Source organism: Burkholderia semiarida (genome assembly GCF_029268935.1).
Classification (GTDB): domain Bacteria; phylum Pseudomonadota; class Gammaproteobacteria; order Burkholderiales; family Burkholderiaceae; genus Burkholderia; species Burkholderia semiarida.
In genome coordinates this window covers 492782-513585 of sequence record NZ_JAHLCL010000008.1, presented here as the reverse complement: position 1 = coordinate 513585, position 20804 = coordinate 492782, and the positions used below count along the sequence as shown (strand labels likewise).

The following is a 20804-nucleotide window of genomic DNA, read 5'->3' as shown; positions in this document are numbered from 1 at the left end:
TCAGCGGCCCGATGCGAGCGGTGCCGGCGCGTTCGCGCGGCCGCGGCCGCGGCCGGCCGGCGTGCCGCCGTGTTGGCCGTAGCGGGCGGCCAGTACGTCGACCCGCGCGAGATGGTGGCGATTGTCGTGATCCCACGGGTGGAAGCCCGGCCGGAAAAAGCTCAGCCATTCGCCCGCGATGCGCGGGAACAGCCCGCGGCGCGGCCCGTACAGGAACGCGATCGTGCGCAGCATGCCGCGCGCGTGATGCCCGGCGCCGCGATCGCGCCACAACAGCGTTACATGGATCAGAAACACGGTCGGCCAGAACGTCAGCGTCGTCAGCAGATACACGCCGATGCGGATCAGGTAGCGGCGCAGCCCCGGCTCCGTCACGGCATTCCACACGTCGAACGACACGGCCTTGTGCTCGGTTTCCTCCAGCGCATGCCAGATCCACATCTGCCGGTAGCCTTCGACCGAACCGTCGAGGCGCGTCGGGTCGCGCAGCAGCCAGTCGGCGAGCATCGCCGTGTAATGCTCGGCCGCGACCGTGTGCGCGAGCTGCACCGAATGCGGCAGCTTGCGCTTCATGTAGCCGAGCACCTTCCACACGCGCTGGTCGAGCTTGCGCGCGGGCAGCCGGTTCGCCTGCATCAGCTCGTTGTATTCGACGTGCTCGCGCGTATGCATCGCCTCCTGGCCGATGAAGCCGAGCACCTGCTGCTTCAGCACGGGATCGTCGATCCGGTCGCGATAGTTGCGCACCGCATCCATGAAGAAGCGCTCGCCGGCCGGAAACAGCAGCGACAGCGCGTTGAAGAAATGGGTCACGTGCGATCCGAGGCCATGCCAGTCCTTCGCGCGCTCGACCGGCAGGTCGAAGCGCAGGTCGCGGCGCACCGGCATGATCCCGGCTGCGGTGGCGCAAGCGGCTGACTTCATGTTCATCGTTCTCCTGTTGCGGAGCGGCCGGCGCATCGTACGACGCGGCCGGCGCAAGCCCGGGCGGCGCATCGCGCACCGCCAAAATCATGACATCGACAGATGTAAAGATAGGCCGCGCGCGCCGGCACACGCAAGCTGCACGGTAGATGCGCGCTTCCAAACAGCGCGCGGTCCGCAAGGCGGAAAAAATGGCGCTCGGACGACGCCCGGACGGGTTGCGATTCGAACGCTGAGGTGCACTGACGAACGCGGTCCCGGGCGCGGCGCCGCGCCCCCACGTCGGCCCGCGAGCCCCGTGCGGCGGGCCTTGCACCGCATCGGGCACCCGTCGCGCAGCGGGCGGCGACGCGTGCCGGTCACATCGATTCATACGCGCCGCGCACCCCCATGGTGCAACCTTGGCCCGAGCGGCTCGCGAAAAATTCAAACGCGCGTTCCAATTGCGTTTCGGGCGGTGGTGCGCTCGGCGCCCCGCCACGCTTGCCGGCACGCGTGCGGCGGCGCGAAATCCGTGCGCGCCGGCCCACTGCCCGCTCGCCTACAATAGCGGTTTCACGCAACCTCTTTCAGGAGAAATCATGTCCGTCATCACGACCGAATCGGGCCTCAAGTACGAGGACCTGACCGAAGGCACCGGCGCGGAAGCGCAAGCCGGCAAGACGGTAAGCGTCCACTACACGGGCTGGCTGACCGACGGTCAGAAATTCGATTCGAGCAAGGATCGCAACGACCCGTTCGCGTTCGTGCTCGGCGGCGGCATGGTCATCAAGGGCTGGGACGAAGGCGTGCAGGGCATGAAGGTCGGCGGCGTGCGTCGCCTGACGATCCCGCCGCAACTCGGCTACGGCCCGCGCGGCGCGGGCGGCGTGATTCCGCCGAACGCGACGCTCGTGTTCGAAGTCGAACTGCTCGACGTCTGACACGGCACGCGAGCCGCCGGCTGACGCGCTGCCCCATGGCGCACCTTCCGTCCCCCACCGTCGCGCTGCAACGCTACGACACGCTCGAAGCGTCGGATGTGCACGACTTTCACCAGATCGTGCTCGGCATCGACGGTGCGATGGTGATGGCGGTGGACGGCGTCAGCCAGCGTCTCGACCGGCACGGCGCGTGGCTGGTTCCGGCCGGTGCGCGCCACGATTACGCGGGCCTGGGCGAGAATCGCCAGCTGGTGCTCAACCTTCCCCTCGCGTCGCTCGCGGTGCCGCAGCGGTTGTTCGACCATGCACGTGCCGTGTCGATCGACCCGGCGCTCACGTCGCTCGTCGCGCAGGTCGCGGCGGCCGCCGCGCAGTACGATGCGCCGGACGGCGACGCACGGCAGGCGGCCGCGCACCGTTTCCAGTGGCAGGCCGCCGCGCGCCTGTGCGACGCGCTGCTCGACGATGCCGGCATCGCCGCGCCTGCGTCGGGCCTCGATTTCGCGCGCATCGACCGCTGGCTGCGCGCCCACCTCGCCGAACCGCTGCGCATCGCCGATCTCGCCGCGCACTGCGGCTACGGGATGCGCCGGTTTCATCAACTGTTCGTCGACGCATTCGGCGAAACGCCGCATCGCTATCTGCAGCGGCTGCGGCTCGACGCAGCGGTCGTGCTGCTCGCCGACGGCCGGCATTCGCTCGTCGACATCGCGGGCAGCGTCGGCTTCGCGGATCAAAGCACGTTCACGCATGCGTTCACGAAGCGCTTCGGCATCGCGCCGGGACGCTGGCGCGGTGAACGGCATTGAACGCATCGGCCTCGCTGAATCCATATCGACGCACATAGCAGGCAACAACACCCGCAGCCGTACCGACGCTTCACGTCCCGCCGAAACATCGCATGTCCGTCGCTGCCTACGATCGACGACCATCCGGCGGCGCAACCATCGCCCATGACGCTTACCGCCGTGCCGCGCCGGCTTCGTCGCCGATCTTCCTGACGGCCGTATCGGCCGCCTTCAAAGGCCGGCCGTCGTCGTGCCGAAGCGCGAGCTTGCGGATCGCGCGCCCGGTACTGCGATCGACCAGCACCGAATGCGGCTCGCCGCGCGCGAACAGGTTCGCCTCGCCCCACTGCCGCAGCATCACGATGACCGGAAACAACCCCTCGCCCTTTTTGGTCAGCACGTACTCCTGATACGCGGTGCCGTCGGACGCCGGCACGACGTCGAACACACCGGCGTCCACCAGCATCTTCAGCCGGTCGGACAGAATGTTGCTCGCGACGCCGAGGCTCGCGCGGAAATCGCCGAAGCGGCGCACGCCGTCGAACGCGTCGCGCACGATCAGCAACGCCCAGCGATCGCCGACGATATCGGTCGCGCGCGCCACCGGGCACGGCGAATCCGCAAGACTTTTCTGTCTGGCCATGTTCCTCTCCGCAAGCATGCCGGCCGCCTTCGCGGGCATGCCGGCCATCCGTGCACGGGCCTCTGGCCCGCCACTCAACAGGTTGCATTTTAAAACCTGTTTCCCTACACTCCAAACCAGTTTTAAATTGCAACTACATTGCACAAGGGAACCATGGGATCGTCCTGTCATTCCGGCACCGTTGCCGCTCGCACGCCCATCGATGCGATCCATTCTGCCGAGGGTGGCCGCCTGTCGCCGGCGCGCGTCGCGCTGCTGGCCGCGTGCTGCGCGGCGAGCGTCGCGAACGTCTACTACGCGCAGCCGCTGCTCGACTCGATCGCGCGGGACTTCGGCGTGTCGCAGGCCGCCGTCGGCGGCGTCATCACCGCGACGCAGCTCGGCTGCGCGCTCGCCCTGCTGTTCGTCGTGCCGCTCGGCGACCTGGTGAACCGCAAGCGCCTGATCGCCGTGCAGCTTCTGCTGCTGACCGCGGCCTGCGTCGGCGTGGCCGCCGCGTCGACGCGCGTCGCGTTGCTGGCCGGGATGGTCGCGGTCGGGCTGCTCGGCACCGCGATGACGCAAGGGCTGATCGCGTGCTCGGCCGCGCTCGCCGGCGCAGGCGAACGCGGGCGCGTCGTGGGGGCCGCGCAAGGCGGCGTCGTGGTCGGGCTGCTGGCCGCGCGCTCGCTGGCGGGCGTCGTCACCGACGTCGCGGGATGGCGGGCCGTCTATCTCGTGTCGGGCGCGCTCGCGATCGCGATGCTCGTCGTGCTGTCGCGGCTGCTGCCCGACATGCACGCGCCGCGCGAACGCATCGGTTACGCGGCGCTGCTGCGCTCGATGGGGTCGCTGCTGTGCGACGAACGCGTGCTGCGCGTGCGCGGCGCGATCGCGCTGCTGATGTTCGCGGCGTTCAGCATCTTCTGGACCGCGCTCGTGCTGCCGCTCAGCGCGCCGCCGCACGCGATGTCGCACACGCAGATCGGCGCGTTCGGCCTCGTCGGCGCACTCGGCGCGGCGGCCGCCGCCCGCGCGGGCCGGCTCGCGGATCGCGGGCGCGGCGAAGCGACGACAGGCGCCGCACTCGCGCTGCTCGCGTGCGCGTGGCTGCCGCTCGCGTTCGGCAATACGTCGATTGCGCTGCTGGTCGTCGGCATCGTGCTGCTCGACGTGGGCGGGCAAGCCGTGCACGTCGTCAACCAGAGCATGATTCTCGGTGCGCGGCCCGACGCGCATGCGCGTCTCGTCGGCTGCTACATGCTGTTCTATTCGGCCGGCAGCGGGCTCGGCGCGATCGCGGCGACGATGATGTATGCGCGCGCCGGATGGACAGGCGTGTGCGTGCTCGGGGCGGGGGTGAGCGTGGCCGCGCTCGGCGTATGGGCCGCGACGCTCCGGCGCGCGTGATGCGCGCCGGCCATGCGGATCGGACGGGAAAAGCCGGCCCGCCTTTGCCGGACGGCCGGCACGCGAACCGGCCACGCACGCGCGCCGGTGGGGTTTTCGGACCGCTTCGGTCCCGCTTCGGACCCGCTTCGGTGCGGCGCCCGCGGCGCGCGCCGCGGGCGTTCAGCCTGCCGCCTGGATCGCCTCTTCGTACACGCCGGCGACGCGCCGCGCGATCACCGCGTTGTCGAAATGCTCGCGCGCGTAGCGCTTGCATGCGGCCTCGTCGGGCAGCGCGATCGCGCCCGACAGCGCGCCGCCGAGCCCTTCCGCGATCGCGTCCGCGCCCGTCGACGGCAGCACGAGATCGTTCGACAACCCGGCGACCGCCTCCGGCAGCCCGCCGACCGGCGTGACCAGCACCGGCGTGCCGGACGCGAGCGATTCGACGGTGATCAGCCCGAAGCCTTCCAGCGCGACCGTCGGCACGACGCTGACCGTCGCCGCGCGGTACAGCGCCGCGAGATGGTGGTCGGGCACGAAGCCGAGCAGCTTCACGTTGTCCTGCAGCCCGGCTTCGTCGATACGCTGCTGCAGTTCCTCGCCGATCTTGCCCTTGCCGGCGATCAGCAGCAGCACGTCCGGATGACGGCGCTTGACGAGGCCGATCGCGTCGATCAGGTCCTCCAGCCCCATGCGCCGCACGAGCCGGCGCACGGCCAGCACGATCGGCCGGTCCTGCGGCAGTTGCAGCTTGTGCCGCGCCTCGGCGGGCGTGAGCGGCGTGTCGAACTGCGCGGTATCGACGCAGCCGGGAATCACGCGCACGCGCGACGGATCGATTCCGTAGCGGTTCGTCAGGATCTGGCCAAACGCCTGCGACAGCACGATCAGCCGCGACGAGCGCGTATAGACGGCCTGTTCGAGATAGCGCTTCGCGCGCTGCCCGAGCGACGCGGCGCCCTCGACCTGGCTTTCGTCGGCCCACGGCCCCTGGAAGTGCGACACCTGCGGAATCCCGCGCGTCACGTCGAGCCCAGGGAACGTGTACAGCGCGAAGTGCGACGAAATCACGTCGGGCCGCTCGGTGCGGATCTCGTCGCGCAGCGCGCGCCGCGCGGCGAGCATCCGGCGCGCGAGCGGCTGCGACGCGGGCCCGAAGCCCTGGATCGCCCCGCCCGTGTCGTCGGCGACCTTCGGCGAGCCGGCGACGAGCCCGCGCACCTCGACGCCCGCGCCGGGCAGCGCGCCGACGAGCGAGTAGTACATCCGGTCGAGGCCGCCCGCGCGTTCGGGGAACCAGTGCATGCCGATCTGCAACGATTTGATCGGCCGGGAGGATTGGGACATCACGGTTGCTCCTGCGTGATTGCATGCTCGACCCGCTCGAACGCGGACGGCTGCGTGGGTTGGCCGATGCGCCGGTAAAGCGCGACGTACTGGGCGCCCATGTGCGCCCAGCCGAAACGGGTCATCAGTTCGCGGGCCGCGCCGCCCATCGCGCGACAGGTGTCGCGCGACGCCGCGAGCGAGCCGATCGCCTGCGCGAGCGCGGCCGGATCGTCCGGGTCCTCCAGCACGATCCCGCACTCGCGCGTGATGATTTCCGCGCCGCCCGCCGTGCGCGCGGTGACGACCGGCAGCCCGGCCGCCATCGCCTCCAGCAGCGACAGGCTCATCGCTTCGTAGCGCGACGGAAAGACATACGCGTCGACCGAGCGCATCAGCGTCGGCATGTTCTTCACGAGCCCGAGGAAATGCACGCGCGAATCGAGGCCGAGCGCGCGCGCTTCTTCCGGATACGGGCTGCCGGGCAGGTAGCCGGCCACCGCCAGATGCACGTTCGCGGGCAGCTTCGTCAGCGCTTTCAGCACGGTGCCGAGGTTCTTGCGCGGCGTGCGCAGATCGCCGACGAACAGCAGCAGGAACGCGTCGTCCGGCAGCTTGAACGCCGCACGGTCGGCCTGCGCGCCCGCGAACGCGCTGCCGTCGACGCCGTTGTAGATCACGCTGATCTTGCGACTGTCGATGCCGAGCCCGGCGATCTCGTCGGCCACCTTCTGCGATACCGCGGTGATCGCGCGCGAGCGCTTGTACGCCCAGCGCTCGAGCACGGTGTTCACGCGCGTGTAGACGTACTGGTAAGCCGACCACAGCCCCTTGGTGGGCCCGAACGGATAGTACGGACTCTTGAACCAGCCGCCGTGCACGAAGTGCGCGGTATTCACGTCGGCCTCGATCCACGAGATGAAGCCGTTCACGTGCAGCACGTCGTATTCGCCGCGGTGCGCGCGCAGCCAGGCCGCGCTTTTCAGCGCGAACACCTGCTGCTTGACGAGATTCGACGGCCAGAAGGCCCCGACCTTCACCGGCACCCAGCGCACGCGCGGATCGGCCAGCAGCTCGGGCGCGACATGCGACGCGACCAGCGTGACCTCGTAGTTTTCGGCCAGCGCCGCGCGCGCGATTTCGTAATTGACGCGGCCCTGCCCGTCGTTATGTCGCACGACGTGCGTGACGATCGCGATTCTCAATGGTCGCCTCCCCGTGAACGCGCGGCGGCCAGCAGGCGTTGCGCCTTCTGCCAGTGCGCCGCGGCAAGTATCGAAAAAATGGCTGTGAACATCAGCAGGCCGCCGGTGCCGATCAGCGAGTTCGTGAACACGAGCATCGCGAAGGTCGACAGGCACAGGCTCAGGCACGCGCCGACGAACTTGTCCTTGCACAGCTTGAACGCCGCGCGCAGCGTGCGGCCGAACAGCATCACGACGCCGGCGAGATACAGCAGCGTGCCGGGCCAGCCGAGCACGAACGGCACGTTCATCACGCCGCTGTCGAAGCTGCCGTACTTGCCGAGCTCGCCGCTGTCGCTCGACAGCTTCGTCGACGCGCCGGTCGCGCCCATCCCCTCGCCGGCGACGTCGGTGAACGCCGTCTGCGCGAAGGTCGCGTAGAACTTGTTGCGGTCGTCGTAGCTGCGATCGTCCTTCAGGTTGGTGATCGACTGCAGGCGCTGGCCGAGCCGGTCAGCCACCGGCCCGACGGTCAGCAGCGGCACGCACAGCCCGACCAGCACGACGCCGCTGATCAGGATCCGCATCCGCACGCGGTTGCTCGATTGCACGAGCTGGATCGCGAGCGCGATCACCCAGCCGCCCCAGGTCGAACGCACGAGACACAGCGCGAACGACACGAAGCCGGCCGCGCCCGCGAACCAGCGGATCTTCTGCGGCGCGACCAGCACGAACACGAGCGCGCCCATCATCGCGAACGCGAACGGCCCCGACGAATTCATCGTGCTGAACACGCGCACGCCGTACGGCACCGGCTCGCCCTGCGAGCCCATCTGCGAGCCGACCATCCACAGCACGTCCCACTGCGGCATCACGAAATACTGCACGACGCCGTACACGCCCATCACGAGCATGCCCCACATGAAAGTGGACAGCAGCACGTCGCGATACTCCGGATAGTTGCGCGCGTTCACCATGATGTGAAAGCCGATCAGGATCGGGTACAGCCAGTTCGCGAGGTCGTAGGTCGCGGCCATCACGCCGCTCGACACGATCCCGACCAGGTACGCGTACACGAGCCCGAACAGCATCAGCAGCACCGGAATCCCGCGCCGCTGCGCGAGCACGCGGTAATGCCTGACGAGCCCCAGGCCGGCGATCATCGTCACCGCGAGCGGCGCGACCTGGATCAGGCTCGTCGGCGTGAACGCGCCCTTCGACCAGTCGGCCAGGCGCCGCACTTCCGGGCTCAGGAACCACACCCACCACATGAAGCCGACATAGCGCGCCGGGCTCTTGAAATACAGCCAGATGCCGACCGCGATGGCCAGCACCGGGAACGCGAGCGTCAGCACCTTGCCCTGGTGGACGGCGATCAGCGCGGCGGTGAACGCCCACAGTCCGGCCTGCCCGGCCCAGTGCTTCGGCTCGGCGAACCAGCTGCGGGCCCGCGACGGCGCGCGTTCGGCGGCAATCGTACTCATCGATCCGCGCTCACCGCGACGACGCGCTCGAATCCGCGAGCGGCATCGCGACGTCCGCCGCCGCGGGCGTGCGGCGCCGGCGCAGCATGTCGCGCGTGATCCGCACGTGCTGCTCGGCGAACGCCTGCGTGGTCAGGTTGCGCTCGCGCAGGCACGCGGCGGCCGCCCGTGCGCAGTCGAGCGCCGCCGCCGGATCGGCGACGAAGCGGTCGGCGGCCTGGCGCATCGCCTGCGCGTCGAACGCCGGTACGTAGGCGGCCGTATCGTGCGGGAAGTAGTCGCTCAGGCCGCCCACGTCGGACACGATCATCGGCTTGCCGACGGCCGCCGCCTCGAGCATCACGGTGATACCCGACGCGTGGAAATTCGGCCGCAGCGGCACGACGATCACGTCGGCCCACGCGTACAGCTCGTGCTGCTTCGCGAGCCCCGATGCCGAGCCGATCTTCACGTTCGGCGCATGCCACTCGCGCGGCACGCGGCGGCGCGTCGCGAGCCGCACGTCGTAGCGTTCGTCTCCGCCGAACGCGGCGAGAAACGTGCGCCAGTCGCGGTCGCGGTCGTTGCCGATCGCGGCGATCCGCAGCGGCCGGTTCGGCTGCCATTGCCGCGGCTCGACCGGCGGGAAATCCTGCGTGTTCAGCCCGTAATAGACGAACTCGGCTTCGCGCCCGAGGGTGCGGCGGCACAGCTCGGCGTTGTCGCGGGCGAGCGTGGTCAGCACATCGGCGCGCGCGAGCAGCTTGCGGTACAGCCAGCGGCGTGGGCCGCCGAAGCCGTCCCACTTGTCGAACAGCCACACGCTCTGCGCGAGCAGCAGCGGCCGCTTGCCCTGCGCGCCGGCGAGCTTCAGGATCAGCGCGGCGGCCAGATGCTCCTGCTCGGTGTGCGTCCAGATCACGTCGGCGGCGCGCAGCGCCGCGCGGTTGCGCCACGCATGCACGACGTCGAAGCCGAGCGCCGCCTTCAGCGCGCGGCGCGCGAGGCTCACGACGCGGTTCTCGCGCACGTCCTGCGAATAGGTCAGCCGGAATTCGTCGGATTCGGCGTGGTGATAGCCGTACAGGCAGCCGATGCCGTCGCCTTTCCGGTAGGTACGCGGATCGGCGCCGTAGAACAAATGGACGTGAACGTTCGTTGCAGCCTTGGTGGTCATGCGAGCCCTCCGGGCATGGCCGCGCGCGAGGCGCGCAGGCCGTTCAAGACGTCACCGGCGGCATCGCCGCACGGTGGGGGGCGAGGTTCGTGCGGCGTGCATCGCGCGCGCCGCGGCGCACCGCGCGCCAGTGCGCGAGCACGCGGGCGCGCCGCGGGCTCGGCAGCGACAGCAGCACGTGCGCGAAGCCGGGATAGACGCGCGTGCCGACCAGCGTCCACCACCACCACGCGATCTCGCGCCGCAGCGGCGGCAGATGCTCGCGCAGCGTCAGCTGCAGGTTGTATGCGCCGTTGCCGATCGCGTTCAGCGACGCCGCATCGCGCCGGTCGTCGTCGAAGCGCTCGGCCGGGAAATGATCGACGGCGATCGCCGGGTCGTACAGCAGCGTCCAGCCCGCGCGCTGCACGGCCATGCTGAACGCCATGTCGTTGTGCACCTGCGCGCCGGCGCCGCGCAGCCGCGTATCGAAGCGCAGCCGTTCGATCGCCGCGCGGCGGTAGCTCATGTTCGCGCCTTTCAGCATGTCGACTTCACGCGCGCCGCCGACGCCGAGGTGATGATTGCCGACGATCTTGCCCGACAGCGTGAGCTGGCCGACCCGCTCGCGCGATTCGTCGAGCACGCGGCCCTTCTCGTGCACCCAGTCGCGCCCGCCGACCGCGCCCACGCGCGGGTTGGACAGGAACGCGGCTTCGATGCGCGCGAGCCAGTCGGGGTGCGGCGCCGCATCGTCGTCGGTGATCGCGACGATGTCGCCGCCCGCCGAGTCGAGCCCCTTGTTCAGCGCGGCGACCTGCCCGGCCACGTCGACCGGCACGATGCGCAGCGGCAGCGCGCCGCCGACCGCCGGGTCGGCGAGCCGTTCGTGCGTGGCGTCGTCCTCCGGGCGCGCGACGACGATCACCTCGTCGGGCAGCCGCTGCTGCCGCTGCAGCGCCAGCAGGCAGCGCGCGAGGTCGGCGGGACGCCGGTAGGTCGGAACGAGCACGGAAATTTTCATCGAGGGTTCTCCATTCGGCCGGGCCGATGCGGCGCGCGCCGGCCCGGTGTCGTGCAATGCGGTCAAGCGCTCAGGTATTCGTGCACGGCCGCATAGCCGCGGCCGTAGCCGCGCGCCTTCGGCGGCACGCCATTGAAGATCCCGCCTTCCAGATCGACGCCCGCGGTGCGCAGGCGCTTGATCGCATCGGCGATCTCGCCTTCGGTATGCATGCCCGAGCGCAGCACGAGGAACGTCGAGCCGGCCATGCGGCCGATGATGGTCGCGTCGGTCACCGCCAGCACCGGCGGCGAATCGATCAGCACGACGTCGTAGCGCTTGCCGAGCCCTTCGAGGTATTGCGGCAGGCGCGTCGACATCAGCAGCTCCGACGGGTTCGGCGGGCGCGTGCCGGCCGCGATGAACGACAGGCCCTGCACCGGCGTCTCGCGGATCGCTTCCTCGAGCGGCGACTGATCGCTCAGCAGCTCGGACAGGCCCGGCTGTACGGTGAGGCCGAAGTAGCGGTCGAGCATCCCGCGGCGCATGTCGGCGTCGATCAGCAGCACGCGCTTGCCCGAATGCGCGAGCAGCACCGCGAGGTTGACCGTCAGGAAGCTCTTGCCGATGCCCGGCGTCGGGCCGGTCAGCACGATCACGCGATTCTTCGCGTCCATCATCGCGAACTGCATCGCGGTGCGCAGGCTGCGCATGCTTTCGACGCTCAGGTCCTTCGGACGCAGGCTCGCGAGGATCGGCCGCGCGCGGCTGCCGCCCTTCTCCGCCGCCGCGTCGAGCTTCACCTGCTCGGCGCTTTGCGGCACCAGCCCGTACAGCGGCAGGTTGAAGGTGCGCTCGATGCGGTCCGGATCCTCGATGCCCTGGAACAGGTTGCGGCGCAGGAACACGACGCCCGTGCCGAGGATCAGCCCGAGGAACACGGCGGCCGACAGGATCAGCACCTTCTTCGGCTTGACCGGCGCGCCCGGACGCAGCGCCGAATCGATGAGGTGGATGTTGCCGCCCGTGCCGGCCTTCTGCACCGACAGCTCCTGCACGCGGTTCAGCAGCAGCACGTAGATGTCCTCGGCGACCTTCGCGTCGCGCTGGAGCTGGACGGCCTTCACTTCGGTCGCCGGCAGGCTGCGGAAGCGGTTGCTGAACTTGTCCTTCTCGCCCTGCAGCTCCGCGAGCTGCTGCTTCGCGGCGATCACCATCGGGTGCGAATCGGTGAAGCGCTGCGCGAGCGACGCGAGCTGCAGACGCTGCGCGGCGATCTGCTGTTCGTACTGCACGCTGCCCTGGAGGTAGACCTTCGCCTCGTCGCTCGCGTTGATCGAGCCCGACGTGCGCTGGTATTGCGTGAGCGCGGCTTCGGCGCGCTCGAGGTCGGCCTTCAGGCGCGGTTCCTCGCCCTTCAGGAAGTCGAGCATCTTGGTCGCTTCGGCCTGCTTCGCGATCACGTGCTGGTTCAGGTACGACTGCGCGAGCGCGTTCGCGATCGCGGCGGTCTGGTCCGGGTCCTTGCCTTCGAGCGAAATCTGCACGACGCCCGTCTGCTTGCCCTGTTCGCTCACCTGGATGCCGGCCTGGAACCCGCTGATCGCGTCGAGGTCGTTGTAGCGCACCACCGTGAACTGCGTGCCGGGGCGCGCGACGAGCTTGCTCACGAGCAGCGTCACGCCGCCGCCCTGTGCCGATTCGCCGACGCGGCCGGCCAGCAGCCGCGTGCCGTTCTCGTCGACGAGCGAATAGGTGCCGTTCGGGCCGGCCGTCAGCGTGAGCTTCTTGCCTTCGAGCGCCGGCACGACGCTGATCGAATCGACGTCGGCGACTTCGCCGCCCCACGCGTACGATTTCAGGCCGAGCCACGGCCGCGACGGCTCGCCGGGCGTCGCGACGCGCGCGGCGAGGCTGCCGATCACCGGCAGCGTCTTCGGCGCGATCGAGAAGTTCAGCTTGAACTGCTCGACCACCGGCGCGACGACGCCGCGGCTCTTGATGATCTCGATTTCCGCATCGGTCGGCGCCTGCTGCGGCCCGCTGTTGATCGACGCGCCCGTCTGCGTCTGCGTGAGCGCCTGCGACGTGTTGTCGTTGCCCTCGACCCGCACGTGCACGTCCGCCTGGTAGACCGGCTTCGCGACGAAGCAGTAGAGGCCGGCGAGCGCGACGACCATCACCGCGATGCCGAGCAGCAGCCAGATGTCGTCCAGGATGACCTGGAGCAACTGGCCGAGGACGACGTCCTCTTCCTCGGTCTTCGCGGTCAGGTCCGCGTAGGAGTGTTTCGCTTGCGTGTTCACCATTCGTTCCCGCTTGAGTGGTGCCGGGGGGCGGACGCCGCCCCGGCGGGCTATCAGCGCGTGATTTGCCGCATGTAGAAGATCGTCTGGATCGTCGGCAGCACCTGCTGCAGCACGCGGTTGAACTGCACCGAACCGGCCGTGCTGACGTAGACGACGTCGAGCGGCTGAAGCGGGAAGCGGCTCGACAGCATCAGCGCATCGGGCTGCGTCATGTCGAGGCGGTACACTTCGGGCTTCGTCGGGTTGTCGCGCATCCCGCGCATCACGTAGATCTTGCGCGGGTTCGCGTCGGTGTCGAGAATCCCGCCGCCCGCGGTCAGCGCATCGGCGATCGTCAGCTTGCCCTTGAGCATCGGCACCGTGACCGGCGTCTTGACCTCGCCCATGATGAACACGCGGCTATCGCTGCGGTCCGGCACGTTGACGATGTCGCCCGGCTGCAGCATCACGTTCTGCTTCACCTCGCCGCGATCGAGCACGCCGTTCGCGTCGAGCGTGTACAGCTTGCCGTCGCGCGTCAGGCGCACGCGCTGCAGGTCGGCCTCGGCGGTCGAGCCACCCGAGCGCGAGATCGCGTCGACGAGCGTGAGCGGCACGTCGCTCACCGCGAGCGGGCCCGGCTGCTTCACCTCGCCCGTCACCTGCACCTTCTGGCTGCGGAACGACAGCACGCGCACGTCGAGCTGCGGATTCTTCACGTAGCGCGCGAGGCTCGACGCCATCTCGTCGCGGATCTGCGCGACCGTCTTGCCGGCCACGCGAATCCGGCCGACGAACGGGAAGAAGATCGTGCCGTCGGCGGCGACCGTCTGGCCGTACGGATCGGCCTGGCCCGGCAGCGCGGTCGTATACGGCTGCTGCAACGCGCCCGCGACCGATTGCGTCGTGTTGCCGCCGCTCGAGAACGACTGGCCCTGCGGCGTCGTCAGCTCCGGGTGGTCCCACACGGTGACGCCGAGGATGTCCTGCGGGCCGACGCGATACGTGTACTGCGACGGATCGGTATAGCGCCCGGGCGGCAGCGGATGATCGACCTGCGCTTTCTGCAGCTGGTCCATCACCACTTTGGCGTCGATGTAATGAACCGGATAGGTTTCGGCCGCTTCCTGCCGGCCGTCGTCCTTCAGGTTCGACGAGTCGAGGTAGTTGCCGGGCGCGGTTGCACAGGCTGACAGGAAAGTCGTCAGCGCGACGGCAAGCGCCACCGGGCGCATCGGGCGTTTCAGCATAGTTTCTGTAGCCATCCTTGAACCAGACGTTCGATCAGTGAGTAGCTCTCGCGGTAGTCGGCCTCGGGGCCGCCGTGCGGGTCCGCGATCTCGGCCCCTTCCCACTTGCCGAGCAGGTGAACCTTGCCGCGTGCGAACGGATCGACCGATTCGACGGCCGCGATCTGTCCGCGCTCGCTGACGAGAATCAGGTCGGCGTCGCGCACGATCCGGCGCGACAGCCGCCGCGAGCGGTGGGTCGTCGCATCGACGCCCCGCTCGGCGAGCAGTTGCCGCATCACCGGATCGATGCCGTCGCCGTCGTTCGCGTGCACGCCGGCCGAATGGAACGTCGGACGCGGGCCGCCGCGCGACGCGGCGTGCGACTTGAACAGCATTTCCGCCGCCGGGCTGCGGCAGACGTTGGCGTGGCAGACGATCAGGATGTTCCGGAACATGGCGTCTCGTAACGAGTGACGGAAAACGGGTTACGCGCTGGCGCGCGCGGCGCCCGGCACGCGCGCGGCGACCGCCTGGCGCGAGCCCGGCCGGCCGATCGGGTGGTACTCGATACCCTGCTCGCTCATCGTCTCCGGCTCGTACAGGTTGCGGCCGTCGAAGATCACGGGCGCCTTCCACAGGCGGCCGAGCGCGACGAAGTCGGGGCTCTTGAACGCCTTCCATTCGGTGACGATCACGAGCGCGTCGGCGTCGCGCGCGGCCTGCGCCTCGTCGTCGACGAAGGACAGGCGCTCGAGCCAGCTCGGGTGATCGGCGAGATCGAGCGCGAGCACGCGGCGCGCTTCCTGCTGCGCGACCGGGTCGTACGCGGCGACGCGCGCGCCGCGCGACAGCAGCTCGGCGATCAGCTCGCGGCTCGGCGCCTCGCGCATGTCGTCGGTGTTCGGTTTGAACGCGAGGCCCCACAGCGCGAACGTGCGGCCGCTCAGGTCCTCGCCGAAGCGCGCGACGATCTTGTCGGCCAGCACGCGCTTTTGCGTCGCGTTGACCGACGACACGGCCTTCAGGATCTGCAGCGACTGGCCGTGCTCGTCGGCCGTGCGGATCAGCGCCTCGACGTCCTTCGGGAAGCACGAGCCGCCGTAGCCGCAGCCGGCGTACAGGAAGTGGTAGCCGATGCGCGGGTCGGAGCCGATCCCGCGGCGCACGGCCTCGATGTCGGCGCCGAAGCGGTCGGCGAGATTCGCGAGCTCGTTCATGAACGAGATACGCGTCGCGAGCATCGCGTTCGCCGCGTATTTCGTGAACTCGGCCGAGCGCACGTCCATGTACAGCGTGCGCTCGTGATTGCGGTTGAACGGCGCGTAGAGCTTCTTCATCAGCTCGCGGGCGCGCTCGCCCGGCACGTCGTCGTCGCAGCCGATCACGATGCGGTCCGGCCGCGTGAAATCGTCGACGGCCGCGCCTTCCTTCAGGAATTCCGGATTCGACACGACCGAGAACATCTGGTCGCCGCCGCGCTTCGCGAGCTCCTCGGCGACCGCCGCGCGTACGCGCTCGGCCGTACCGACCGGCACCGTCGACTTGTCGACGATCACCTTGAAGCCGGTCATGTAGCGGCCGATGTTGCGCGCCGCCGCAAGCACGTACTGCAGGTCGGCCGAGCCGTCCTCGTCCGGCGGCGTGCCGACCGCGATGAACTGCACGTCGCCGTGCGCGACCGCGGCCTCGACGTCGGTCGAGAAGCGCAGGCGGCCGGCCGAGCGGTTGCGCGCGATGACTTCCTTCAGGCCCGGCTCGTGAATCGGCACGCCGCCGTCGTTCAGGATGTCGATCTTTGCCTGGTCGACGTCGAGACAGAACACGTCGTGCCCGATGTCGGCGAGACAGGCGCCGGTGACAAGCCCTACGTAACCGCTGCCGATGATAGTCAGATTCATGATGTGTCGGACCCCTTGACCAATGATTCGAAATTCGGAAAACCGGAATGCCTGCGTGACGCGGCGCGTCGGCGTCAGTACGCGTTGCTGCCGGTGAAGCCTTTCCACAGCGTCAGCACGACGATCTTGATGTCGAGCCAGAACGACCAGTTCTGCATGTAGTACAGGTCGAGCTTCACGCGCCCCATCATCTTCTCGATCTGGTCGGTCTCGCCGCGATAGCCGTTGATCTGCGCCCATCCGGTGATGCCGGGCTTGATCCGGTAGCGGAACATGTAGCCCTTGACCAGATCCTTGTAGATGTCGTCGTGCGCGAGCGCATGCGGGCGCGGCCCCACCACCGACATCTCGCCCTTCAGCACGTTGATGAACTGCGGCAGCTCGTCGAGGCTCGTGCGCCGCAGGAACCGGCCGACCGGCGTCACGCGCGCGTCGTTCTTGGTCGCCTGCGTGACCTGCCCGGCCACTTCCTGGTGCACCTTCATCGAGCGAAACTTGTAGATCTCGAACTCGTGCCCGTCGATGCCCTTGCGCTTCTGCCGAAAGAACACCGGCCCGCGCGAGGTCAGCTTGATCAGCGCCGCGATCAGCACCATCACCGGCGCGAGCGCCGTGAGCGCCGCCAGCGCGAACAGCCGGTCGAACACGAACTTCGGCAGGATCCGCACGTCGGTGATCGGCGACGCCGCGAGGTTGATCGCCGGCACGCCGAGCACCTCGACCACTTCCTGGTTGAAGAACGACAGCGTGCGCACGTCCGGAATGAAGCGGATGTTCACGAAGTCGTGGCGGAACACCGTCACGATATGGTGAATCCGGCGTTCCTCCGTGATCGGCAGCGTGAGCCACAGCTCGCTGATCGCGCGGCTGCGCACGAGCCACACCAGCGAGTCGAACTGCCGCTCGATGCGCACGTCGTCGAGCGCGACTTCGCCCGGCGCCTCGCTTTCGTCGTACACGCACACCGGGTTGAAGCCGGCTTCCGGCCGCGCCCGCATCTGCGCGATCAGCCGTCGCGCCGCGGGCGTGCCGCCGACGATCGCGACCGCCTTCAGGTTGTAGCCGCCGCGGCGCAACTGCCGCAGCACGACGTGCACGCAGGTTTTCGAGCCGGCGAGCAGCGCCATCGTCACGAGCGCCCAGTAACCGAGCCACAGCCGCGACAGGTCGCCCGACTGGTGAAAGCTGAAACTCAGCAGGATGCCCGCGAGCTCGACCGCGAGCCATGCGAACGCCACGCGGACCACCAGCCCGACGAGACGCTTGCCGCGCCACGACTGATAGATGCCGACGGCCGGAAAGAACACGACGACGAGCAGGCAATCGAACAGCACCGTCGTACGTTGCAGGTCGCTGAGCCCGATGCTGCCGTCGTGCAGCGCCGCCGCGATCAGCGCCCCCGTCACGACCATCGCGATATCGATGACTCTCGCCAGCACGCTCAACATGTCCGCTTCCTCTTTGAACAGGCGTTTGCCGAACTGCTCCTCGTGCGACCCGTGCCGCACCTTCGATTCAAACGTTGCATGACGCTATTGAAGCGACAAGAAAATTCCGCCTCAAGCGCACAAGTATTTCGAAAAATAATCGGAAATTCTTGCTGCGATCTTTTTTAATTAAATCGGCAGGTTTTCCCGAATCGGTGTGAAACGGGGATTTTTTCAGATGCATTGCGCTTCCCGCTCGCCCTTTGCAGACGGGCATGCCGGGCCGGCACCCGGAATTATTTTTTATTTTTTTATTTCCTGCCGGTGCTACCGCGGAAAATTCTCCCGACCGCATGCGCGGCGGATATCCGGCATTGGGTCCGGTTTTATTGTCGATTTACTTCATGCTACAACGACAGGCACCGACTTCAACCATGGAGAGTGTCATCATGAATGCTCCGGCAGTGGCCGCCGAAACGCGCCATTCTTCTTCCGCCGCACCCGCCGTCGGCACGCCCGCAGCCGGTACGCCCGCCGTCGGCACGCGCCTCGCCGTGCAGCCCGTGATTCTCGCCGGCGGCTCCGGCACGCGCCTGTGGCCGATGTCGCGGGAGCGCTTTCCGAAACAGCTGATCGGCCTGCTCGGCGATCATTCGCTGCTGCAGTCCACCGCACTGCGCCTCGACGGCCTGAGCGCCGATCACCCGCTGAACGACGACGTGCTGATCGTGTGCGGCGAGGATCACCGCTTCACGACCGCCGAACAGCTGCGCCTCACGGCCAAGCGCGCGACGATCATGCTCGAGCCGCTCGGCCGCGACACCGCGCCCGCGCTGACGCTCGCCGCGCTGCGGCTCGTCGCGAACGGCAACGACGCGGTGATGACCGTGATGCCGGCCGACCATGCGGTCGCGGACGTGCCGCGCTTTCACGCGGCCGTCGCGGCCGGCGTGCACTGCGCGGCGCAAGGCAAGATCGCGACGATGGGCATCGTGCCCAAGCACGCGGAAACCGGCTACGGCTACATCCGCGTCGGCGCGCCGCTCGGCGACGCCGGCACGGGCGCCCTCGACGTGCGCCGCCTCGACCGCTTCGTTGAGAAGCCGCACCTCGAACTCGCGCAGCAGTACGTCGCGTCCGGCGAATACTGGTGGAACAGCGGGATCTTCATCGTGCGCGCGTCGGTCTGGCTGAAGGCGATCCGGCAGCTCGAGCCCGCGATCTACGCGGCCTGCGAACAGGCCGTCGCCCAGGGCAAGGAAGACGGCGATTTCTTCCGCGTCGATCGCGACGCATTCGCCGCGTCGCCGTCGAACTCGATCGACTACGCGGTGATGGAGCCGCTCGCGAGCCTGCCGCAACTGTGCGAAAGCGTCGTCGTGCCGCTCGACGCGGGCTGGTCGGACGTCGGCTCGTGGGACGCGATCTGGCAGATCTCGCCGAAGGACGACACCGGCAACGTCGGCCGCGGCCACGTGCTGTTCGAAGGCGCCGAATCGACGTTCGCGCATTCGGAAAGCCGGCTCGTCGCCTGCGTCGGCACGCAGAACCTGGTCGTCGTCGAAACGCCCGACGCCGTGCTCGTCGCGGACAAGTCGCGCGTGCAGGACGTGAAGAAGATCGTCGGGCACATCAAGGCGCGACAGGGCTCCGAAGCGACCGATCACCGCAAGGTGCATCGTCCGTGGGGCCACTACGACTCGGTCGACACCGGCGAGCGCTTCCAGGTGAAACGCATCGTCGTGAAGCCGGGCGCGCAACTGTCGCTGCAGATGCACCACCACCGCGCCGAACACTGGATCGTCGTGCGCGGCACCGCGCGCATCACGCGCGGCGAAGAAACGTTCCTGCTGTCCGAGAACGAATCGACGTACATTCCGCTCGGCGTATCGCATCGCCTGGAGAACCCGGGCAAGATGCCGCTCGAACTGATCGAAGTGCAGTCGGGTGCGTATCTCGGCGAGGACGACATCGTCCGCTTCGACGATACCTACGGCAGACGGTAACGCGTCATGCACCACAGGGCGCCGCTGTAACAGCGGCGCCCGGGCAAGGCACACATGGAGACACCGGACTTCCGCGCGGGCGTCGTGGCACACGACGGCCCGCGCGCCGCACGGCAGCGGCGATCAGCCCACGCGGTACGCGTATTCGTGACGCTCCGACTGCACGGGATCGTTGCGGCTTTCCGACAACGCACCCGCGCGACGCTCGGCGATGAAGCGCTTGATGTCCGATTCCGCGCGCGCCAGCGCCGACAAACCGGCCAGCACTTCGCCTTGCGGCTCGCGCGCCGGTGCGTCGCTCGCGCCGTGTCGATCGATCCACTGGCGCGCCCAGTCGAGCGCGTACTGCTCGGCCGCCTCGGCATCGGTGAAGCGCGGGCCGATCAGGCCCGAGCGCTCGACGCGCCGGTCGTCCTGCGAGATCTCGGCCCACGCGCGATACATCAGGTTCTGCACGGGCTGCGCGATGCCGCTGATCGTATAGCCGCGATATTCATCGACCTGCGGCTCGGCCGCGGCGAAACTCGCCGACGACGCCCGCGCATGGCGCAACTCCGCGGCCGGCGCACCGGGCACCGTGAACGACACGCGAGCGCGGCCGTCCACCTGGTCGTCGCGCATCGTGCTCAACGACGACGCCCCTTCGCCCTGCCAAACGTTTGCCTGCGCAACCGGCAATTGCCACGACTCGGGGTTCTGCCAGAACACGCCGCGCAGACGGTCGTTATCGGGCACGGGCTCCGCGCGGCGAGCCGGCACGACTGCCTCCGGCGGCGGCGGAATATACGCGAACGTGCGCCCGCTGAACTGCGTCAGCACGTCGATCATCTTCAGCAGCGTGCCGTTCGCCAGCCACTCCTCGTAACGGCGGCGGCACGTCGGCCCGGACGGATAGCGGCCCGGCAGCTTTGACCAGGCTTCCCCGGTCGTCAGGATCCAGAGCACCGCGTTGGCGACGACGCGCGGTTCGGCGCGCGGACGCCCACGACGATTCAGCCGGATGGGTTCATCGGCGATCAGCGCTGAAAGGCGAAACCACTCTTCATCGTTAAGCTCATCGAAGAACATAGTCGATCTCTCCACGCAGCCAGGCCGGGGCTGCGATTGGCGGCGCCGTCGCGACACATCGCGTCGCGGGGCGGCCAGGTTGCACATTATGGTTATCCGGCGTT

Annotated in this window: 17 protein-coding genes; 4 read left to right on the top strand and 13 right to left on the bottom strand. The window is 68.7% G+C overall.

Features of this window, described 5'->3' with window-relative positions:
• On the bottom strand, window positions 1-924 hold the full coding sequence (locus KPB06_RS25605; RefSeq protein WP_059583163.1) for a metal-dependent hydrolase: 924 nt from the start codon (window positions 922-924) through the stop codon (window positions 1-3).
• A 581-nt stretch (window positions 925-1505) separates the two neighbouring features.
• Between KPB06_RS25605 and KPB06_RS25600 the strand changes: the two genes are divergently transcribed.
• Entirely contained in the window at window positions 1506-1847 is a 342-nt protein-coding gene (locus tag KPB06_RS25600) for an FKBP-type peptidyl-prolyl cis-trans isomerase (protein WP_006479474.1), read from the top strand.
• 35 nt (window positions 1848-1882) lie between these two features.
• Window positions 1883-2656: an AraC family transcriptional regulator gene (locus tag KPB06_RS25595; RefSeq protein WP_059583011.1), complete on the top strand. Its 774-nt coding sequence runs from the start codon at window positions 1883-1885 to the stop codon at window positions 2654-2656.
• Window positions 2657-2807: 151 nt separating this feature from the next.
• Here the strand turns inward: KPB06_RS25595 and KPB06_RS25590 are convergent, their stop codons facing one another.
• A complete protein-coding gene (locus KPB06_RS25590; RefSeq protein ID WP_181035465.1) occupies window positions 2808-3278 on the bottom strand; it encodes a winged helix-turn-helix transcriptional regulator in 471 nt (156 codons plus the stop codon).
• A gap of 153 nt (window positions 3279-3431) precedes the next feature.
• Between KPB06_RS25590 and KPB06_RS25585 the strand changes: the two genes are divergently transcribed.
• Window positions 3432-4667: an MFS transporter gene (locus KPB06_RS25585; protein ID WP_059583014.1), complete on the top strand. Its 1236-nt coding sequence runs from the start codon at window positions 3432-3434 to the stop codon at window positions 4665-4667.
• 162 nt (window positions 4668-4829) lie between these two features.
• Here the strand turns inward: KPB06_RS25585 and KPB06_RS25580 are convergent, their stop codons facing one another.
• The 10 genes from KPB06_RS25580 to KPB06_RS25535 form a co-directional block, all read right to left on the bottom strand.
• Window positions 4830-5996, bottom strand: a complete 1167-nt coding sequence (locus tag KPB06_RS25580) for a glycosyltransferase family 4 protein (RefSeq protein WP_059583017.1) — start codon at window positions 5994-5996, stop codon at window positions 4830-4832.
• Complete coding sequence (locus KPB06_RS25575) at window positions 5996-7180, bottom strand: glycosyltransferase family 4 protein (protein WP_275905953.1); 1185 nt, start codon at window positions 7178-7180, stop codon at window positions 5996-5998. The genes KPB06_RS25580 and KPB06_RS25575 overlap by 1 nt, the downstream gene beginning before the upstream one ends.
• The gene (locus tag KPB06_RS25570) at window positions 7177-8643 is read right to left on the bottom strand and encodes a glucose-6-phosphate isomerase (protein ID WP_275905954.1); all 1467 of its coding nucleotides are present in this window, start codon (window positions 8641-8643) and stop codon (window positions 7177-7179) included. The genes KPB06_RS25575 and KPB06_RS25570 overlap by 4 nt, the downstream gene beginning before the upstream one ends.
• 10 nt (window positions 8644-8653) lie before the next feature.
• Window positions 8654-9799: a glycosyltransferase family 4 protein gene (locus tag KPB06_RS25565; RefSeq protein ID WP_226223823.1), complete on the bottom strand. Its 1146-nt coding sequence runs from the start codon at window positions 9797-9799 to the stop codon at window positions 8654-8656.
• A gap of 43 nt (window positions 9800-9842) precedes the next feature.
• Window positions 9843-10802, bottom strand: a complete 960-nt coding sequence (locus KPB06_RS25560; RefSeq protein WP_059583028.1) for a glycosyltransferase family 2 protein — start codon at window positions 10800-10802, stop codon at window positions 9843-9845.
• A 62-nt stretch (window positions 10803-10864) separates the two neighbouring features.
• On the bottom strand, window positions 10865-13090 hold the full coding sequence (locus KPB06_RS25555; RefSeq protein ID WP_059639105.1) for a polysaccharide biosynthesis tyrosine autokinase: 2226 nt from the start codon (window positions 13088-13090) through the stop codon (window positions 10865-10867).
• Between the two features lie 50 nt (window positions 13091-13140).
• The gene (locus KPB06_RS25550) at window positions 13141-14319 is read right to left on the bottom strand and encodes a polysaccharide biosynthesis/export family protein (protein WP_059583033.1); all 1179 of its coding nucleotides are present in this window, start codon (window positions 14317-14319) and stop codon (window positions 13141-13143) included.
• On the bottom strand, window positions 14313-14756 hold the full coding sequence (locus KPB06_RS25545) for a low molecular weight protein-tyrosine-phosphatase (protein ID WP_059583036.1): 444 nt from the start codon (window positions 14754-14756) through the stop codon (window positions 14313-14315). The genes KPB06_RS25550 and KPB06_RS25545 overlap by 7 nt, the downstream gene beginning before the upstream one ends.
• Window positions 14757-14786: 30 nt before the next feature.
• Window positions 14787-16199 (bottom strand): UDP-glucose dehydrogenase family protein, encoded by a 1413-nt coding sequence (locus tag KPB06_RS25540; protein ID WP_059639103.1) that lies wholly within the window; start codon window positions 16197-16199, stop codon window positions 14787-14789.
• Between the two features lie 74 nt (window positions 16200-16273).
• Window positions 16274-17647 (bottom strand): undecaprenyl-phosphate glucose phosphotransferase, encoded by a 1374-nt coding sequence (locus tag KPB06_RS25535; RefSeq protein WP_059639845.1) that lies wholly within the window; start codon window positions 17645-17647, stop codon window positions 16274-16276.
• A gap of 428 nt (window positions 17648-18075) precedes the next feature.
• Here KPB06_RS25535 and KPB06_RS25530 point away from each other — a divergent pair, with 428 nt between their 5' ends.
• Window positions 18076-19632: a mannose-1-phosphate guanylyltransferase/mannose-6-phosphate isomerase gene (locus KPB06_RS25530; RefSeq protein ID WP_059583041.1), complete on the top strand. Its 1557-nt coding sequence runs from the start codon at window positions 18076-18078 to the stop codon at window positions 19630-19632.
• Between the two features lie 123 nt (window positions 19633-19755).
• Here KPB06_RS25530 and KPB06_RS25525 read toward each other — a convergent pair whose 3' ends face one another.
• Window positions 19756-20700 carry a transposase gene (locus KPB06_RS25525; protein ID WP_059583044.1) on the bottom strand — a complete coding sequence of 315 codons (945 nt, stop codon included), beginning with the start codon at window positions 20698-20700 and terminating at the stop codon, window positions 19756-19758.
• Window positions 20701-20804 lie beyond the last annotated feature (104 nt).

Excerpts from the sequence above, each read along its gene's own strand:
- KPB06_RS25550 (WP_059583033.1), bottom strand. The coding sequence starts at position 14,319 with ATGCTGAAACGCCCGATGCGCCCGGTGGCGCTTGCCGTCGCGCTGACG.
- KPB06_RS25535 (WP_059639845.1), bottom strand. The coding sequence starts at position 17,647 with ATGTTGAGCGTGCTGGCGAGAGTCATCGATATCGCGATGGTCGTGACG.
- KPB06_RS25530 (WP_059583041.1), top strand. The coding sequence starts at position 18,076 with ATGAATGCTCCGGCAGTGGCCGCCGAAACGCGCCATTCTTCTTCCGCC.
- KPB06_RS25565 (WP_226223823.1), bottom strand. The coding sequence starts at position 9,799 with ATGACCACCAAGGCTGCAACGAACGTTCACGTCCATTTGTTCTACGGC.
- KPB06_RS25590 (WP_181035465.1), bottom strand. The coding sequence starts at position 3,278 with ATGGCCAGACAGAAAAGTCTTGCGGATTCGCCGTGCCCGGTGGCGCGC.
- KPB06_RS25585 (WP_059583014.1), top strand. The coding sequence starts at position 3,432 with ATGGGATCGTCCTGTCATTCCGGCACCGTTGCCGCTCGCACGCCCATC.
- KPB06_RS25540 (WP_059639103.1), bottom strand. The coding sequence starts at position 16,199 with ATGAATCTGACTATCATCGGCAGCGGTTACGTAGGGCTTGTCACCGGC.
- KPB06_RS25570 (WP_275905954.1), bottom strand. The coding sequence starts at position 8,643 with ATGAGTACGATTGCCGCCGAACGCGCGCCGTCGCGGGCCCGCAGCTGG.
- KPB06_RS25605 (WP_059583163.1), bottom strand. The coding sequence starts at position 924 with ATGAAGTCAGCCGCTTGCGCCACCGCAGCCGGGATCATGCCGGTGCGC.
- KPB06_RS25560 (WP_059583028.1), bottom strand. The coding sequence starts at position 10,802 with ATGAAAATTTCCGTGCTCGTTCCGACCTACCGGCGTCCCGCCGACCTC.
- KPB06_RS25525 (WP_059583044.1), bottom strand. The coding sequence starts at position 20,700 with ATGTTCTTCGATGAGCTTAACGATGAAGAGTGGTTTCGCCTTTCAGCG.
- KPB06_RS25600 (WP_006479474.1), top strand. The coding sequence starts at position 1,506 with ATGTCCGTCATCACGACCGAATCGGGCCTCAAGTACGAGGACCTGACC.
- KPB06_RS25595 (WP_059583011.1), top strand. The coding sequence starts at position 1,883 with ATGGCGCACCTTCCGTCCCCCACCGTCGCGCTGCAACGCTACGACACG.
- KPB06_RS25555 (WP_059639105.1), bottom strand. The coding sequence starts at position 13,090 with ATGGTGAACACGCAAGCGAAACACTCCTACGCGGACCTGACCGCGAAG.
- KPB06_RS25545 (WP_059583036.1), bottom strand. The coding sequence starts at position 14,756 with ATGTTCCGGAACATCCTGATCGTCTGCCACGCCAACGTCTGCCGCAGC.
- KPB06_RS25580 (WP_059583017.1), bottom strand. The coding sequence starts at position 5,996 with ATGTCCCAATCCTCCCGGCCGATCAAATCGTTGCAGATCGGCATGCAC.